Genomic DNA, 18,089 nt, shown 5'->3' with positions numbered 1-18,089 from the left:
AATGGGAAAACGAAAAGGACGTATGATAAAAAACGTAATTTCGGCAGCCGCGATACCGATCATATTATATTTGATTTTATTAATAATGCGTCCCGAAGCAATGGGCGGAACTCAGATTTTAGATATTTTGAGACAGGCAATGCTTCCTACAATTCTTGCATGGGGTGTCACATTCGCGTGTAAATTAGGACTGTGGCATTTTGCAGCAGGTGCAAATGTGATTGCAGGTATCATTTTGGGAGGAGGCATTGCAAACCGCTTAGGCGGAGGAAACCTTCTGATTGCAGTTTGCATTATAGTTACAAGTCTTATTATTGGGTGTTTATCGGGATTACTTTATATTAAAATGAAGGTTCCATCTATTATTGCCACAGTTGGAACAATGCTTATTTTGGAAAGTATTTCAGCATTAGCATGGGGAGGCGGCGGAGTATCGGTTGATCCGAGTTTTGGACAGTTTTTTAACAGGACTCCGGTTGTTATTATAAGTACAGTGATTTTCTTTTTTATAGCCTATGTGCTTTATACCAAGACAAAATATGGTTTTAATCTGAAAGCTGTTGCAAACAATATAAACGTTGCACAACAACAAGGAATTAATGTAGATAAGGTGAAATTGATTTCTTTTATACTTGTCGGATTATACAGTGGTTTTTATGGAGTGCTTTCCCTTGCAAGGTCAAATGTTCAAAACCCGACAACAAACATGGGAAGTATGGATATGGTATTTAGTGCAATTATGTGCTTTTTTGTGGCGGCTGCGTTAGAAAAATATGTAAATTTGATTGTTGGCGTGTATATTGGTGGAGTGACTGTGCAATTAATTAAATTTGGAATTGTAGCGATGGGCTTATCCGGTCAGTTTAATAATGCGGCAGTTGCAGTTGCGCTTCTTGTATTTTGTGCTTTGAGCAGTGAAAGTCCGTACATGGTTCAGTTCAGACAGCGATTCAGGAGACTAAGACGGTCAAATGTACAGGTGAAAAAACAATAAAAGAGTATTGTTTCGGAAATCAACTCAGAGACGGGAGGTGTGACAAAATGTCAGGGATAAAATGTCTGGCCTGTGATTTCGGCGGAAGCAGCGTAAAGTATGCACTTGTAGATGCTGATGCAAATATGGAGCAGAGTGGAAAAATACCGGCTCCTTTGAAATCAAAAGAAGAATTTGTAGAAACGATTTATACGCTTTATAAAAAGTATGAAAACGAGATAGACGGAATTGCTCTTAGTCTTCCCGGATATATTAATTCGCAGACCGGGGAATTATACGGATCAGGAGTTTATAGAGAGCTGTATGGCTGCAATATCATTGATCTTGTTCAAAAAAAGTGTCCGGTTAATGTTGCTGTGGAAAATGATGGCAAATGCGGAGCGTTATCAGAAGCATGGCAGGGATCGCTTGCAGACTGCAAAGATGGAGTTGTATTGATCTTAGGTTCGGCTGTAGGAGGCGGCGTGATTAAAAATAGAACCGTACATTGGGGAAAAAATTTCACGGCAGGTGAATTTTCTTATATGATTACAGATCCTGGAAAATATAAAGATATGATGCTTGCATATATGTCTGTCGGTGTTTTAGGGATGACGTATAAATTATGTAAATACAAAAATCTGGATATTGACAGTCAGGATTCGAGTGAAATGCTTCATAATATCGATATGAAGTTATGCGGGTGTTTCCCTTCAAAAACTGAACAGGTGAAACATATCAAAGCAGATGGGGAAATGATCTTTAATTGGGTTGAACAACAAGACCCGGATGCGGTGAGCGTATACAAGGAATTTATTGATAATCTTGCTGTGTTGATTCATAATATTCAGGTTTGCTATTCGCCGGAAAGAATTGTTATTGGAGGAGGGATAAGCAGGCAGGAACGGATTTTTAAAGATTTGCGAATCAAATTGAATGAACTGTATCAAGATGCAGAGTGTGGCCAAATGCTTCATGCAGAAATTGTAAGAAGCAGATATATGGAAGAATGTAACTTGCTTGGGGCAACTTACAATTATATTGAAAAATATGGATTGATCGGTAATATGCCTCGGCAAAGAAAAATATGTTGAAAGGACGTAATTTAGAATATATAAACGAAACCCACCGGTTATATTATGAACGTGTATCATATATATCCGGTGGGAAATTTGTGTAATAAAATCTATGAAATTAATAACTATAATTTTTTATTTGCTGTATTCTTGGATCAGAAATTGAAAAATATTGGGGGATAATTGAAATTGGATGAGAGAAATGAGAAAATAGAAATAAAAAGGTAAAAGGATAAAAAGGAATGTGGAGGATAAAAAAGAAAGAAGACTTGAGTGAAAAGGAAAAGACAAGGAGCGATATCATAGGTTTTGCTTTTTGGATCGGGTTGCTACTTTATATTATTGCAGGTCTTGTGATGCCGGAAACAGGAAGATGGTGTATGGTAAACGAAGGCTGGGGAGCGGAAACGTATGGAGACAGAGCAAAAGGAAATGATGTGTAAATATAAGAAGATTATCTGTAAAATATTCGGCGAACAGATACGGGTGATCGGTGAAAGCAGTTCGATCGGCCCTATGGGGCAGTTTCAGATCAGATTTTTCTATAAGCCGACAAAAATTTATGTTACACTGGATGCAGACCGCGGGGTATTTACGCTTGATCTGAAAGATGAAGCAAAAGATTGGAATACGTTGTACAGGATAAAAAAAGAAGTGTCAGAACGATATTTAGAACTAAGGTAAAATGCTTATGCGGAAGGTGACAGAGGAGATAGATTTCCGTCATTGACAAAAAACATAATCTGTGCCAAAATAATGTAGGAATTGACCAGTAGGAGCAAGATTTCTTGTTGCAGAGGGGAAATTCAAAAAATGTAACGGAAATAAAATTATAATTTCAGAATTTAGACTATGAACATATGTGAGTAGAGAAGACAGAGCGACCCAGAGACGGAGCGTCATCGGCTGAGAGCATTCCGCGCGACCCTTCTTGAAGTTTCAGTATGGGAGTCTTCCGGCGAAAAGCAGTTTGCGCGTTAAGCCGGATGTTCGTGTAGCAATATTTTACACAATGAGAGTGCAGGGCAGATAGATGCTCTGAAATAGGGTGGTACCGCGATTTACATCGTCCCTTGTTGAACAGACAAGCGACGGTGTTTTTTTATGATTGGGGGTTCCCCAATCATAAAAAAACGCTCCGCAAGGATCGCACTGCGGCAAAGAGGAAGGCGCAAAAGCGCTCTGCAAAGATTGCACTGCGGCAAAGCGGAAGAAAACGGCTGTGTAAATAAGAATGAGTAAATGAAAAACAATTTGGGAAGGAGAAATAAAATGAAAGATAAAATCAACAGCATTTTATCAGAAGCAAAAGGTAAGATTTCTGATGCAGTGAGCGAGGGTGAACTGCAAAATGTAAAAAGCGCGTATATCGGAAAGCAAGGTTCATTAAGTCTTTTAATGAAAGAAATTCCGACAGTGGATGCAGCGCTTCGTCCTGAGATGGGAAAACTTTTGAATCAGGCAAAAAATGAAGTGAAGGAACTGATCGATGAGAAGAGGATGGAGCTGAAGCTGAAAGCTTCGGAAGTGTCTCCTGATTTTGATTGCTCTGTTCCGGGAATTTTGCCGACAGGCGGCGGACTTCACCCGATCACGCAGATGTGCTACGATTTGAATGATACATTCCGTTCGATGGGATTTGAGGTGTTCGAGGAAGATGAGATCACAAGTGAGATGTATGCATTTGATAAATTGAATTTCCCTCCGAATCATCCGGCGCGTGAGAGCATGGACACATACTGGCTGGAAGGACATGACAGTGGAAGTACGAATGAGAAACTATGTCTTCGTCCGCATCTGACAGGCGGAAGCGTTCGCTATATGCAGACACATAAACCGCCGTACCGTTTTGTATACCCGGGTCGTGTGTACAGAAACGAGACAACGGACGCACATCATGAGAGAGCGTTTTTCCAGTATGAGGCGCTGATCGTGGACAAAGATATTACATTTACATCTGGTAAAGTAATGATCAAGAGTATTTTGAGCAAAGTGTTTGGAACGGATGTTCCAGTCAGAATGCGTTCCGGTTTCTTCCCGTTCGTAGAGCCTGGATTTGAGATCGACATGCAGTGTCAGGTCTGCGGCGGCAAAGGGTGCAGCGTATGTAAACATGTCGGCTGGATCGAGGTTATGCCGGGCGGTTCTCCGCATCCGAATGTTCTTCGGGCAGCAGGGCTTGATCCGGACGAATATACAGGATTTTATGTAAATATCGGTTTGGACAGACTTGTCATGATGCGCTATGGCGTTGATGACGTAAGATTGTTCCACAGTGCAGATTTAAGATTCCTGAAACAGTTTAGATAGAGGAGAGAGAATATGAAATTATCATTATCATGGATTAGAGATTATGTAAATATTCCTGAAGATGCAGATCTGAAAAAACTGGCGTACGATCTGACGATGTCTACAGTAGAAGTGGAAGATGTGGAATATCTTGCAGAGCGTTTTGAAAATATGATCGTCGGAGTGATCGAAAAGATTGAGCCGCATCCAAATGCAGACAGATTGAGAGTATGTAAAGTAAATATCGGCAGCGATGAGATCAAAGATATCGTATGCGGAGGAATTAATCTGGAAGAAGGAATGCGCGTCGCAGTATCCTGTCCTGGAGCGGTTGTCCGCTGGCACGGCGAGGGTGAGCCTGTAGTGATCAAAAATTCCAAGCTTCGCGGAGTTGAGTCATTTGGTATGATCTGTGCTTCAGATGAGATCGGGTTGGGAGAACTGTTCCCGTCAGAAACAGAAGGAGAAATCCTTGATCTGTCGGCGTTTGACGTTCCGGCAGGAACTTCTTTGGCGGATGCATTGGATATGAATGACGTACTTCTTGAGATCGATAATAAATCAATGACAAACAGACCGGATCTTTGGGGTCATTACGGAATTGCCCGTGAAATCGCGGCTCTTTATAATTTGCCGCTTGCAAAGATCGAGCCTTTTGAGACAGACGTTCAGTCTGATTTTAAAGTTGAGATCGAAGATCCTGACAGATGTACAAGATATATTGGTGTTGAGATGTCAGGTGTGGCTGTGAAACCTTCACCGTATAAAATGCAGAATAGAATCTGGAAAGTAGGAATGCGTCCGATCAACGCCCTTGTCGATATTACGAATTATGTAATGCTTGCAACAGGAAATCCGACACATGCATTTGACGCGGACAATATTACAGATCACATTGTTGTAAGACATGCGTCAGAAGGAGAGAAGCTGCTTCTTTTAAATGATAAAGAGCTTGAATTGAACACAGATGATCTTGTGATCACAGATTCTGAAGGAGCGGTTGCTCTCGCCGGAGTTATGGGCGGAGCGAAAGATTCGATCCTGCCGAAGACAGAGCGTGTGATCCTTGAAGTCGCAAACTTCGAGGCAACAGGTATCCGCCGCACGGCGCTTCGTTATGACACGCGTACAGAAGCATCTTCCCGTTATGAGAAAGCGGTTGACCCTGAAAGATGCGATCAGGCGCTTGCCCTTTCAATGAAGTATTTTAAAGAGCTTTATCCTGAACTTCAGGTGACCGGATATTGCGATAATTATGTGAAAAAACTCGACAGAGCAGAGATTGACGTTAATCTGACATGGCTTGAGAAGAGACTTGGAAAACATCTGACAAATGAAGAAATTCAAGGAAAATTAGAGCAGCTTGGATTTGACGTTCAGATCGACGGTGAAAATATGCATGTGACAGCGCCGACATGGCGTTCGACAGGAGATATTTCCATCAAAGACGATGTGATGGAAGAAGTTGCCAGAATGTATGGATATGATAATTTCGAGGCAACAGAATTTACAACAACATTTACAGACTCGATCAATCAGAAAGATAAGAGTCTTGTGAGAAATATCAAAGAATATCTTGCAATACGCTGCGGAATGCAGGAAGTATACACTTATCCGTGGATGAATGATGTGTTTGTAAATGCAGTTCTCCAAAATACAGACGGCGTTTTGAAACTTTCTACACCTCCGGCGCCGGATATGAGCTGCATCCGTTCTTCTCTTCTTCCGAATCTTTGCGAGGCAGTTGTAAAGAACGAGCGTTACTTTAACGACTTCGCTATTTTTGAAGAGGCTCAGGTATTCTTTGATAAAAATTATACAACTGCGTACGATGAGACAGAATCGCTCCCTGAACAGCGCAGACATATCGGCGCGGCATTTGCAAGCAGCGTAAAAGACATCAGTATGCTTTTCAGAGAAGCAAAAGGTGTTCTTGAGTATATGCCGAGATATACACATATGGAGGCGTATGAGTTTAAAAAAGAAGAAAAACCGGTATGGGCTGACAATGTTGTATGGCTGAACATTTATCTCGATGGCGAGAAGATCGGTGATATGGGTCTTGTGGCGAAAAAAGTTTCTATGGAGTGCGGCATTAAGAATCTTTCCGTGATCCTTTTTGAAATGGATGCTTCAAAACTGAAACCGCTGAAATCAAGAACGAATAAATTTGAACATCTCGCCGAGTATCCTGAAACAGACTATGATATTTCCATGCTCTTTGATTCCGATGCTGTATGGAATGACATTTATGATGCTGTTATGGGCAAAAAGAAAGCAAGCGCGCTTCTGAAAGATGCGTCCTTTGTAGATGAGTACAGAGGAAAACAGATTCCTCAGGGCAAGAAATCCGTAACGATCAGGCTGACGATCGGATCTGATGAGAAAACATTGACGTCTCAGGAAATTGAAAGCGTTGCCGAACAGGTTATGAAAAAACTTGGAAAGAAAATGGGCGCAGAGCTTAGAACACAATAAAACAAGAGAAATAAAACGGGAATAAAACAGCAATAACTCAAGAGTGCGAAACAAAGAAGTGTCTTAAGAATGAGACAAGAAAAAATAGCTCAAGAGTGCGAAAGACAGAAATAAATTTGGGGAGAGCCTTGCGTGGAGTACACGCAAGGCTTGCTTCTTAGAAATAACAGGAGATAAACCGAATATGAAAACAAGTGATTTTTACTACGATCTGCCGGAGGAACTGATCGCACAGGATCCGCTGGAAGACCGTTCTTCTTCCAGACTTATGGTAGTGGACAAAGAAACCGGAAAGGTTGAACACCATGTATTCAGTGAGATTATCGATTATCTGAATGCAGGGGACTGTCTTGTGATAAATGATACGAAGGTAATCCCTGCCAGATTGATCGGAGCAAAAGAAGAAACCGGAGCGAAGATCGAAGTGCTTCTTCTGAAAAGAGGAGCGGATGACGTATGGGAAACGCTCGTGAAACCCGGACGTAAGGCGAAACCGGGAACCCGGATCAGTTTCGGAGACGGTCTGCTTGTGGGAGAAGTTGTCGATGTCGTAGACGAAGGCAACAGACTGATCCGTTTTGAGTATGAAGGTATTTTTGAAGAAATTTTGGATCAGCTCGGTCAGATGCCGCTTCCGCCGTATATTACGCATCAGCTGCAGGACAAGGACAGATATAATACGGTATATGCAGAGCATTCGGGTTCTGCCGCCGCGCCGACAGCAGGACTTCATTTTACACCCGAACTGCTGAAAAAAATCGAAGAAAAAGGCATTGATATTGCTCGGGTAACACTGCATGTAGGATTGGGAACATTTCGTCCGGTCAAGGTGGATGATGTGGAAAATCATCATATGCACTCGGAATTTTATATGATCAGTGAAGAGGCGGCAGAGAAGATCAACCGTGCAAAAGACAGAGGCGGACGTGTGATCTGCGTCGGAACGACAAGCTGTCGGACGATTGAATCTGCGGCGGATGAAAACGGACATTTAAAAGCCTGCAGCGGCTGGACAGAAATTTTTATTTATCCGGGGTATTGTTTTAAAACATTGGACTGCCTGATTACAAACTTCCATTTACCGGAATCGACTCTTATTATGCTCGTGTCTGCTCTGGCAGGAAAAGAACATGTTATGGCAGCTTATGAAGAGGCAGTGAAAGAACGGTATCGTTTCTTTAGTTTTGGGGATGCCATGTTTATAAAATGATGTGAAAAGTAAGCATCAGATGTGATAACAGCGAAAACCCGCTAACCACAAGGGCTAACGGGTTTCGTTGTTTTATAGTTATCTAAAGGAATGAGAGTAAAGTGTGATATCCTTGTTCAGGGGATATCATTACTTTTATGAGGGGGGATAGTTGCTAATCAACTATCTGACATTTAGTATAAAGAGAAAATATGTCTAAAGTATGTTGAAAGAATAAAAGAACACGAAAATTTCTAAACAGAAGATTAATAAAATGGAAAAAACCGAAAAAGTTAAAATATCTGCCAAATTTTCTTCTGGAAACGTCGAGGGATTAGGAATAGCTATGAATCTTATCAGATATGAAAAACAGTTCTATACATTTGCCGTATTTATGGTATAATAGGCACGTTGTGCCTGCGAAGCCGAAACGGTGTGCTGGGTATGCACATATTGTTTTATAAAAAGCACTTATAATTAGAAGAAAAAGAATGAGGTAAGGTATGGAACATTTATCAGCTTTAAAAAAATCTATTGTTGCCGGATTGATGATCGGAATCGGCTGTACAGTTTATTTGAACATGGACAATTCAATCGTGGCGTCGTTCTTATTTGGATTAGGACTTTTTACGATTATTAATTTGGAATTAAATTTGTTTACTGGGAAGATTGGATATATCTGTAAAGGCAACTGTGCAGAGACATTGATCACTTTGGTTGGAAATGGTATCGGGGTTAACATTATGGCGTTTCTTATGAAACAAACTCGTATCGGAACGAGACTGGTTGAGAAGGCAGGCCCGATTGTAGAAATAAAATTATCAGATACATATATCAGTCTGTTTTTGCTGGCGGTGTGCTGTGGAATGCTGATGTATATCGCTGTAGCAACATTTAAGAAAGAACCGAATATTTTAGGTACGATCGCAGTATTTCTTTGTGTTTCCGTGTTTATCTTAGCGGGATTTGAGCACTGTATTGCAAATATGTTTTATTTTGGTCTTGTAAGTACGCCGACAGAATATGCTGTTCCGCTTCTTGTTATGATCCTGGGAAACAGCACAGGCGGTGTTTTGCTTCGCAAGTTGACGCAGTATGTGGAGATTCGGCAAAATGCAGAAAATGTATAATGCAGACGAGTATTTCTTTTACGAATATATTTTCTAAATAAAGAGAGGTTTCAACCTGAACATGCGATTTGTTCAGGTTGATTTTTTATAACTGATACAATATAATGGAGCGGAGCAAAAGGAAAGGGGGTACGGAAATGTTAAAAGACAAGACAGTTTTGCTCGGGGTTACCGGAAGTATCGCTGCATATAAGATTGCATATCTTGCAAGTTCGCTGAAAAAACTTCATGCGGACGTACATGTGCTCATGACGGAAAATGCGGTTAATTTTATCAATCCGATCACGTTTGAAACGCTGACGGGAAATAAATGTCTCGTAGACACTTTTGACCGTAATTTTGAGTTCAGTGTGGAACATGTGTCTTTGGCAAAAAAAGCCGATATTGTGATGGTTGCGCCTGCCAGCGCCAACGTGATTGGGAAGATTGCCCATGGTATAGCGGACGATATGCTGACAACAACAGTCATGGCATGCAGATGTAAGAAATTCGTTGCACCTGCGATGAATACGAATATGTATGAAAATCCGATCGTACAGGACAATTTAAAGATTCTGCATGGTTACGGGTACGGCATCATAGATCCGGCAGTCGGATATCTTGCATGCGGAGACACCGGAGCCGGGAAGATGGTTGAGCCGGATGTTCTGCTTGACGTCATTTTGCAGGAAATCGCATATGAAAAAGATCTGGCAGGTCTGAAGGTTCTCGTGACGGCAGGTCCGACGAGGGAAGCAATCGATCCGGTACGGTATATTACAAATCATTCTACCGGAAAGATGGGATATGCCATTGCCAAAGTTGCGTCAAGGAGAGGCGCCGAAGTGACTCTTGTATCAGGTCCGACAGCAGAGAAGACTCCTGCATTTGTGAACGTCGTAAATGTATGTTCCGCGCAGGAGATGTTCGAGGAAGTTAAGGGACGGGCGAAGGAACAGGATATCATTATCAAGGCGGCGGCGGTAGCGGATTACAGGCCGAAGCATGTAAGCGCTGAGAAGATGAAAAAATCTGAAGTCAAATCGGATCTGACGATTGAATTGGAACGTACAGATGATATTTTGGCTTATCTTGGCGAGAACAAACGGCAGGGACAGTTTTTGTGCGGGTTTGCAATGGAGACTGAAAATTTAATTGCGAATGCAAAAAGAAAACTGGAAAAGAAACATCTCGACATGATCGCCGCAAACAGTCTTCGAGTGGAAGGCGCAGGATTTGGCGGAGATACGAATGTCGTAACGGTCATCACAAAAGAGAAGGAAGTTTCACTCGGAAAAATGACAAAAGAGGAGACAGCCGCAGAAATTTTAACGATGATCGCAGAAATGCGGAAAGTCTGACGAAAGCAGACAGAAGTGAAATAAAAATGAAGATGAAGCAAAACCGAAAAAATTGAAATCAAAACAAAATCGAAACAAAACGGTACGCAGAGAAACAGATTTCTCAGCGCCAAATGTATTGTATCCCGAAAGGGAATGATAACAAGGAGGCAGACATGGAAAACAAAACAATAACAGAAAATCGCACAGCAGCATGTGCGGCAGAAATGAATACAGCAGAGGTATGCAGCGCGGATCAGTACGCAGCGGATCAAAAGACCGTGAGCAAAGATCAGAAGACGTCGGGAAAACAGCGCTCATCGAGCAAATTCAGTACGATGAGCATGGTTCAGGTGGCAATATTCGGAGCAGTCATATGTGTGATGGCTTTTACCCCTTTCCTTGGATATATCCCACTTGGATTTACCCGTGCGACAATCATACATATTCCGGTTATTATCGCATCACTTTTGATGGGGCCGAAAAAAGGAGGAGCGCTCGGTTTCCTGTTTGGATTGACAAGTTTTATCAATAATACGATCAACCCGACGCCTACCTCATTTGTGTTTACACCATTTTACAGTATCGCAGGAGTAAGCGGTGGTTTGGGAAGCGTGATCATCTGTTTCGTTCCTCGTATACTTGTAGGAATTATACCGTATTATGTATACAAACTTGTACTGCGTTTTTCAAATGAAAAGACAAAAAAGACGGGCGTGTCAAGTATTGGGCTTGTGACGGCAGGCGTGGCAGGAGCGATGACAAATACGCTGCTTGTTATGAACCTGATCTTCCTGTTTTTCAGGGAAGCATATGCATCGGCAAATAATGTGGCGGTATCGGGTGTTTATACGTTTATTCTTTCCATTATCGGCATAAACGGAGTTCCTGAAGCGATTGTAGCAGGAGTGCTGACTTTATGTATCGGAAGAGCGCTTTTGAAAAAGAACGTAAGAGAAAGGCTTGGTTTTAGAAATGATATTGGCTATTGATATCGGAAATACAAACATTGTGCTTGGTTGTATTGACGGGGCAAAATGCGTATTTGTGGAACGGCTTTCGACTGTGAAGACAAAAACAGAGCTGGAATATGCGATCGACATAAAAAATGTGCTGGATATCTATCATATTAAAAAGACGGATTTAGAAGGCGGTATCATTTCTTCGGTCGTGCCGCAGATTACGACAGTTGTGAAAGTTGCGGTTGAAAAGATTTTAAAGAAAGAAGTGCTTACTGTCGGCGCGGGGATCAAGACAGGATTGAATATCAGGATTGATAATCCGGCGCAGCTTGGCAGCGATCTTGTTGTCGGTGCAGTGGCCGGGATTGCGGAATATCCGGTTCCGCTTCTCATTTTTGATATGGGAACAGCAAATACAGTTTGTGTTATTGATAAGAATAGAAATTATATCGGCGGAATGATTTATCCGGGAATCGGTGTTTCCCTTGATTCCCTTACAGCAAATGCTTCTCAGCTTGGCGGGATCAGTCTGGAAGAGCCGGGGCATATAATAGGGAAAAATACGGCGGATTGTATGAAGAGCGGTATCGTTTACAGCAGCGCCGCAGCGATCGACGGATTGATCGACCGTTTGGAGGAAGAAGTGGACGGTGATGTAACTGTTGTCGCGACAGGCGGTTTGGCAGGAAAGATCATTCCTCATTGCAGAAGAAAGATTATTCGGGATGATCATTTGCTCTTGAAAGGATTGGAAATTATCTATCGGAAAAATCGTAAATGAGCGTGAAAAAACAGGAATCCGTCGCGCAGAAAACACGATTTTTCGTGGATAATCGAAGCAAAAAAGTATTTATATAGAAAAAATATAATGTGAAAAAGAAAAGGATAGACGCAAACTGGACGATATAGACAAAAAACGGCTGCATCTATCCTTTGATTTATGTATAAAAACACGAAAATATAAAACTGCTACTAATTTAAATCATAAAAATACAACAAAACATAGGAAAAGTGTGATATGATAAACAGTACAACGTAGCATCGGAGTACTCGGCTTAATTCGTTTATCCCTGTACTCTTGTGCAAATTTAAAGGAGGAAAAGGATGAAAAGGAAGCTTTCAAAAGCAGGCGGAAAAGCATTGTCTGTCGCACTTGCGATGGCAACTGTCGTATCGGCGGCTCCTTTCTCTGTGGCGGCTGAGGATAACGTTGCTTTAGCGCAGACACAGGAAACGGAGGGAAATGCTTTGCGTTTGTGGTATGATGAAGAGGCGCCCAATTCGTATACGGGGTGGGAGCAATGGGCTCTTCCACTTGGAAATAGTGCGATTGGAGCCAGTGTGTTCGGCGGCGTTCAGACAGAGCGTATTCAGTTGAACGAAAAGTCACTTTGGTCCGGTGGTCCGTCAGACAGTCGGAAAGACTATAACGGCGGTAACATTGAATCAAATGGTCAGAACGGCAAGGTTATGGAACAGTTGAAAGAGAAACTGAAAAACGGACAAGGGTTCGACAGTAATCTTGCAGGACAGCTTATCGGAGTCAGTGATGACGCCGGAGTTCAGGGATACGGATACTATTTGAGTTATGGAAATATGTATCTGGATTTCAAAAATGTCACAAAAGATAATGTTTCAGGATATTCGCGTGACCTTGATCTGCGCACGGCGGTAGCCGGAGTGAATTATGATCACAACGGCGCGCATTACACAAGAGAGAACTTTGTAAGTTATCCCGATAACGTTCTTGTTACACGATTGACGGCGACGGACGGAGGAACGCTTGATTTTGACGTTCGTGTGGAACCGGATGAGGAAAAAGGCGGAAGTAGTAATAATCCGAATGAGAATTCTTACGCGAGAACATTTGACAAAAAAGTATCCGACAATGCAATCGCGATTGACGGACAGCTTACAGATAACCAGTTGAAGTTCAGTTCTTATACGAAGGTAATCAAAGACGATGGAACAGCGGGCGAGATTACTGACGACAAGCAGAACGGAAAGATCACGGTAAGCGGCGCGAAAGCGATCACGATCATTACTTCAATCGGAACAGATTATAAAAATGATTATCCGAAATACCGCACAGGCGAAACAAAAGAACAGCTTGCGGCATTGATCAAAGGATATGTGGCAGGAGCTGAGGCGAAAGTAAAAGCCGGAGGATATGAGGCGTTAAAAGAAGATCATGTAAATGATTACGATCATATTTTCGGAAGATTAGACCTTAACATCGGACAGACAGTGTCTGATAAGACAACAGATAAATTGTTGGAAGCTTACAAAAACGGACAGGCTTCTGAAACTGAAAAGCGTTATCTGGAACTGATGCTCTTCCAGTACGGACGTTATCTGACGATGGGATCATCGAGAGAGACTCCTACGAATGAAGATGGAACGAAGAATGAAAGAAGAGCAACTCTTCCATCGAACCTGCAGGGAATCTGGGTAGGAGCGAATAACTCCGCATGGCATTCAGATTATCATATGAATGTTAACTTGCAGATGAACTACTGGCCGACTTACTCGACAAATATGGCAGAATGTGCAGAACCGCTGATCGATTATGTGGATTCTCTCAGAGAGCCGGGACGTATTACGGCGAAGATTTACGCAGGAGTTGAGAGTACGGAAGAAAATCCTGAAAACGGATTTATGGCGCATACACAGAACAACCCGTATGGATGGACGAACCCGGGCTGGGCATTTGACTGGGGATGGTCTCCGGCAGGTGTTCCGTGGATTCTTCAGAACTGTTGGGAATATTATGAGTTTACAGGAGATACAGAGTACATGAGAACTCATATTTACCCGATGATGAAAGAAGAGGCGACTCTGTACGACCAGATGCTGATGGAAGATTCAGACGGCAAGCTTGTGTCCGTTCCGAGTTATTCACCGGAGCATGGACCGAGAACGGCAGGCAACACATATGAGCACTCTCTGATCTGGCAGTTGTATGAAGATACGATCACAGCGGCAGAGACTTTGGGAGTTGATGATGCAAAAGTTGCACAGTGGAAACAGAATCAGGCTGACTTAAAAGGACCGATCGAGGTTGGCGACAGCGGACAGATCAAAGAGTGGTTTATGGAAGGTAAACTGAACGAAGATGAAGATGGCAATCCGATTCCGGGTAATGGCGGATATGGTCATCGTCATATTTCCCATATGCTCGGCTTATACCCTGGAGACTTGATCGCTCAGAATGACGAGTGGCTGGCTGCGGCAAAAGTATCTATGCAGAACAGAACGGATGTGACAACAGGATGGGCGATGGCTCAGCGTGTTGCAACATGGGCGAGACTTACAGAAGGCGATAAAGCTTACGATGTATTGTCCAAAATGATCACAAACAACAAGATCATGACCAACCTGTGGGATACGCATGCACCGTTCCAGATCGATGGAAACTTCGGTTATACAGCGGCTGTTGCGGAAATGCTTGTTCAGAGCAACATGGGTCACATTGACTTGATGCCTGCAGTTCCGAAAACATGGGGAACAGGTAATGTAAAAGGCGTACTTGCCCGCGGTAACTTTGCAGTTGATATGGCTTGGGCAGATAACAAATTAACAGAAGCTGCGATCCATTCCAATAATGGCGGAGAAGCAGTTGTTCAGTACGATAACATTTCCCTTGCAACTGTAAAAGACAGCGATGGAAATATTGTTCAGATCACACCGGTAACGGCAGACCGCATTTCCTTCAATACAGAAGCAGGAAAGACATACACAATTACGGCTATCCCGGAAAAAGATACGTTAGAAGCAGCTCCGACAGGCCTTAAAGTTACGAAGATCAAAGACGGAGAGACAGCTCTTACATGGGATGCAGTGAAAGCGGAGAAAGAAGTATCTTACAATGTATATCGTCAGATCGAAGACGGTGAGTGGGTACAGGTTCAGACAGGACTGAAAGCGGCAGAGTGGAAAGACACAGACGCGTGGGATGTCCTCGGAACATTGAAGTATAAAGTTTCTTCAGTGGTTGACGGAAAAGAAAGTGAACTCAGCGAAGCGGTACTTGTAGATGACTGCCGCAATATGATCGGTATGATCGACGATCAGGATGAGCGGATTAAATATACAGGAAGCTGGGGTAACTGGATCAGTGATGAAGGAAACTACGGCGGTTCAGTGAAATACCTGCAAGATCCGACAGGAACAGAAACTGCGGAACTTACATTCTGCGGAACAGGCATCGAAGTATTCTCTTGTACACAGTGGGACAGAGGTAAGCTTGAAATCTCTATTGACGGAGAAGTATGGGCAACTGCAGATACATATTCGGCAACTCAGCAAAGACAGGCGAAAGTATTCTCTACAGAGGATCATAAAGATAAGACTCTGAAATATGGAATCCATACGATTACAGTTCGGGCAATGGGTGAGAAGAACACATCTGCAAGCGGAGATAAAGTAGAGCTTGATGCGTTTAACGTATTGAATACAGAAGCGGTACAGGTTACAGAAGTGAAAGTGACATCCGCAAGCGGAATGACAACAGTAAGCAAAGAGGGAACGACACTTCAGATGAAAGCAGAAGTAACTCCGGCAGAGGCGCTTAATAAAGGCGTTACATGGTCTGTTGAAACAAAATCAGGCGGCGCGGCAGCGACGATCGACGAAAACGGTCTTCTGTCAACAGGAACAGCAAACGGTGTTGTGACAGTAAAAGCGACGTCGAAAGAGAATGCTGAAGTATCGGGTACATGTGAGATCACAATCGCAATTCCAGATGTGACAGCGCAGTCAGAGATCATTGAAGACTGTTCGGATGATAAGTCGGCAAGAAATCCGAAGATTACATGGAGCGAGAGCGGCTGGGCAAATCCGTATGCAGGTGAGGCGGATAAGCATCACGGCGGAACGAAGACAGAGACAAGCACAGAAGGCGCTTGGTTCAGCTATACATTTACAGGAACAGGCATTAAATTCTATGCTCAGAAAAATAATACACAAGGTAAATTCACTGTAGAGCTGGATGGACAGCTGGCAGACGACGCGGTTCTTTGGGAAGAAAAATCCGGCGGATCACCGCAGCAGTGTGTATTTGAAAAGACAGATCTGGAAAACAGAGAACACACAATCAAGTTTACAGCGGCAAGAGCTCATAATAATCTCAATGTAAACATTGACTACCTTGAAGTGCTTACTCCGGCAGCAGCTTCTGTTGATAAATCGGCGCTTCAGGCTGCCATTGAAAAATACAGCGGTCTGAATAAAGATGATTATGAAGAAGCTTTATGGAACGAGTTTAAGACAGCATACGACAATGCCGTTAACGGAATGAATGACACTCAGACGACAAAAGAACAGGTTGATACACTTACAGCAGCCTTGAATACAGCAGGTGCAAAACTTGAGGCGGCAGAGATTCCGGCTCCGACGATTCCGGAAGATGCGAAAGCAACGGTAATGGGAGTTACAAGTACAGAAGCAACTGTTTCATGGACGAAACTTCCAAGAGCAGAGTCTTATAAAGTATATGCTGTAGAACATGCAGGAACAGCAAAAGCGCTGAAAGCGATTACAGATACTGTTCCGGAAAATGCAGGAGAACCTGTGACAACAACAGAGACAACGGTACGGTTCACGAATCTGAAACCGGGTACGTCTTATGTATTTATGATCGTAGGAGTAAACCATAATGACGCAGAGTCCGACAAAGCTCTTTGCAGCGAGCCGTTTACGACAGTTGCGGCAGCAGATGAAGAAGCTCCGGCACAGGTAAGCGGAGTCAATGTTGTAAAAGAAGGCGAAAAAGATGTGAAGATCACATGGGCGCCGTCAGAAGATCCGCAGGGAAGTAAAGTTACATATCTTGTATATGTGGATGGTGTGAAAGTAGCTGAAAGCGATAAGACAGAATACACATTGAAGAATGCGGATGAGAGCAAAGATTACAATATTGCGATCGTAGCTGCAGATGAAAACGGAAATAAAGCGGTTCCGGCAGTGATCGTTCTGACAGTAGACGACTGGAATGCGAAGACGGTTATAGGAGTAGAAAAACCTGCTGACATAAAAGTGAAAAAAGGAACTTCTGCTGCAAAACTGAACCTTCCGAAGACAGTAAATGTTACACTGGAAGGCGGTCGTATCGCAGATACACTGGAAGTAATCTGGGCTACAGAAAATTACAATGCAGATCAGCTTGGAACACAGACACTGACAGGTGAGCTTCAGAAGAAGAAAGGCGTTAAGATTCCTGAAAACTTTAAGACAGTGACGATCAATGTCATTGTAGAAGCGGAAGAAGTGAATCCGCCGGAGCCGGAAGATAAGGAAGTTACGAAAGTAGAAAAACTTACGGATCTTACTGTGAAGTTCGGAACTGCAGTTGAGAAACTGAACCTTCCGAAAGAAGTAAAAGTAACATTGGATGATGATACAGAAGATACATTGTCAGTAGAGTGGAACACGGATGCGTATAAAGCAGACAAAGCAGGAACATACGAACTGACAGGAACGCTTCAGGCAAAAGAAGGAATTAAGATTCCTGAAAACTTCAAGACAGTGACAATCAATGTAACTGTAGAGGCGGAAGAAGTGAATCCGCCGAAGCCGGAAGACAAGGAAGTTGCGAAAGTAGAAAAACTTACGGATCTCACTGTGAAGTTCGGAACTGCAGTTGAGAAACTGAACCTTCCGAAAGAAGTAAAAG

The 18,089-nt window shown here is 42.8% G+C and carries 12 protein-coding genes; all 12 read left to right on the top strand.

Annotation, left to right across the window (positions count from 1 at the left end):
- The first annotated feature begins 1 nt into the window (after position 1).
- Positions 2 to 994 carry an ABC transporter permease gene (locus RCH61_RS04950; RefSeq protein ID WP_178006555.1) on the top strand — a complete coding sequence of 331 codons (993 nt, stop codon included), beginning with the start codon at positions 2 to 4 and terminating at the stop codon, positions 992 to 994.
- Between the two features lie 47 nt (positions 995 to 1,041).
- Positions 1,042 to 2,067, top strand: a complete 1,026-nt coding sequence (locus tag RCH61_RS04945; RefSeq protein ID WP_178006554.1) for an ROK family protein — start codon at positions 1,042 to 1,044, stop codon at positions 2,065 to 2,067.
- Between the two features lie 224 nt (positions 2,068 to 2,291).
- Positions 2,292 to 2,492 carry a hypothetical protein gene (locus RCH61_RS04940; protein WP_178006553.1) on the top strand — a complete coding sequence of 67 codons (201 nt, stop codon included), beginning with the start codon at positions 2,292 to 2,294 and terminating at the stop codon, positions 2,490 to 2,492.
- The gene (locus RCH61_RS04935) at positions 2,461 to 2,733 is read left to right on the top strand and encodes a hypothetical protein (RefSeq protein WP_306480045.1); all 273 of its coding nucleotides are present in this window, start codon (positions 2,461 to 2,463) and stop codon (positions 2,731 to 2,733) included. Before RCH61_RS04940 ends, RCH61_RS04935 begins: the two co-directional genes overlap by 32 nt.
- Before the next feature lie 588 nt (positions 2,734 to 3,321).
- Positions 3,322 to 4,359, top strand: coding sequence for a phenylalanine--tRNA ligase subunit alpha (gene pheS, locus RCH61_RS04930; protein ID WP_178006552.1), 1,038 nt, complete (start codon positions 3,322 to 3,324; stop codon positions 4,357 to 4,359).
- A gap of 12 nt (positions 4,360 to 4,371) precedes the next feature.
- Positions 4,372 to 6,816, top strand: a complete 2,445-nt coding sequence (gene pheT / locus RCH61_RS04925; RefSeq protein WP_178006551.1) for a phenylalanine--tRNA ligase subunit beta — start codon at positions 4,372 to 4,374, stop codon at positions 6,814 to 6,816.
- Between the two features lie 184 nt (positions 6,817 to 7,000).
- Positions 7,001 to 8,026 carry a tRNA preQ1(34) S-adenosylmethionine ribosyltransferase-isomerase QueA gene (queA, locus tag RCH61_RS04920; protein ID WP_178006550.1) on the top strand — a complete coding sequence of 342 codons (1,026 nt, stop codon included), beginning with the start codon at positions 7,001 to 7,003 and terminating at the stop codon, positions 8,024 to 8,026.
- A 482-nt stretch (positions 8,027 to 8,508) separates the two neighbouring features.
- Positions 8,509 to 9,135: a formate/nitrite transporter family protein gene (locus RCH61_RS04915; protein ID WP_178006549.1), complete on the top strand. Its 627-nt coding sequence runs from the start codon at positions 8,509 to 8,511 to the stop codon at positions 9,133 to 9,135.
- A gap of 137 nt (positions 9,136 to 9,272) precedes the next feature.
- Positions 9,273 to 10,475 (top strand): bifunctional phosphopantothenoylcysteine decarboxylase/phosphopantothenate--cysteine ligase CoaBC, encoded by a 1,203-nt coding sequence (gene coaBC / locus RCH61_RS04910; protein WP_306480044.1) that lies wholly within the window; start codon positions 9,273 to 9,275, stop codon positions 10,473 to 10,475.
- Positions 10,476 to 10,630: 155 nt separating this feature from the next.
- Positions 10,631 to 11,446 carry an ECF transporter S component gene (locus RCH61_RS04905; protein ID WP_306480043.1) on the top strand — a complete coding sequence of 272 codons (816 nt, stop codon included), beginning with the start codon at positions 10,631 to 10,633 and terminating at the stop codon, positions 11,444 to 11,446.
- Positions 11,430 to 12,197: a type III pantothenate kinase gene (locus RCH61_RS04900; protein WP_178006564.1), complete on the top strand. Its 768-nt coding sequence runs from the start codon at positions 11,430 to 11,432 to the stop codon at positions 12,195 to 12,197. Before RCH61_RS04905 ends, RCH61_RS04900 begins: the two co-directional genes overlap by 17 nt.
- 323 nt (positions 12,198 to 12,520) lie before the next feature.
- Positions 12,521 to 18,089: glycosyl hydrolase family 95 catalytic domain-containing protein (locus tag RCH61_RS04895; RefSeq protein WP_306480042.1), on the top strand; the 5,569-nt coding region annotated here is incomplete at its 3' end.

This window comes from Mediterraneibacter sp. (genome assembly GCF_030825015.1).
Classification (GTDB): domain Bacteria; phylum Bacillota; class Clostridia; order Lachnospirales; family Lachnospiraceae; genus Mediterraneibacter.
This window is presented reverse-complemented; position numbering and strand designations above follow the sequence as displayed.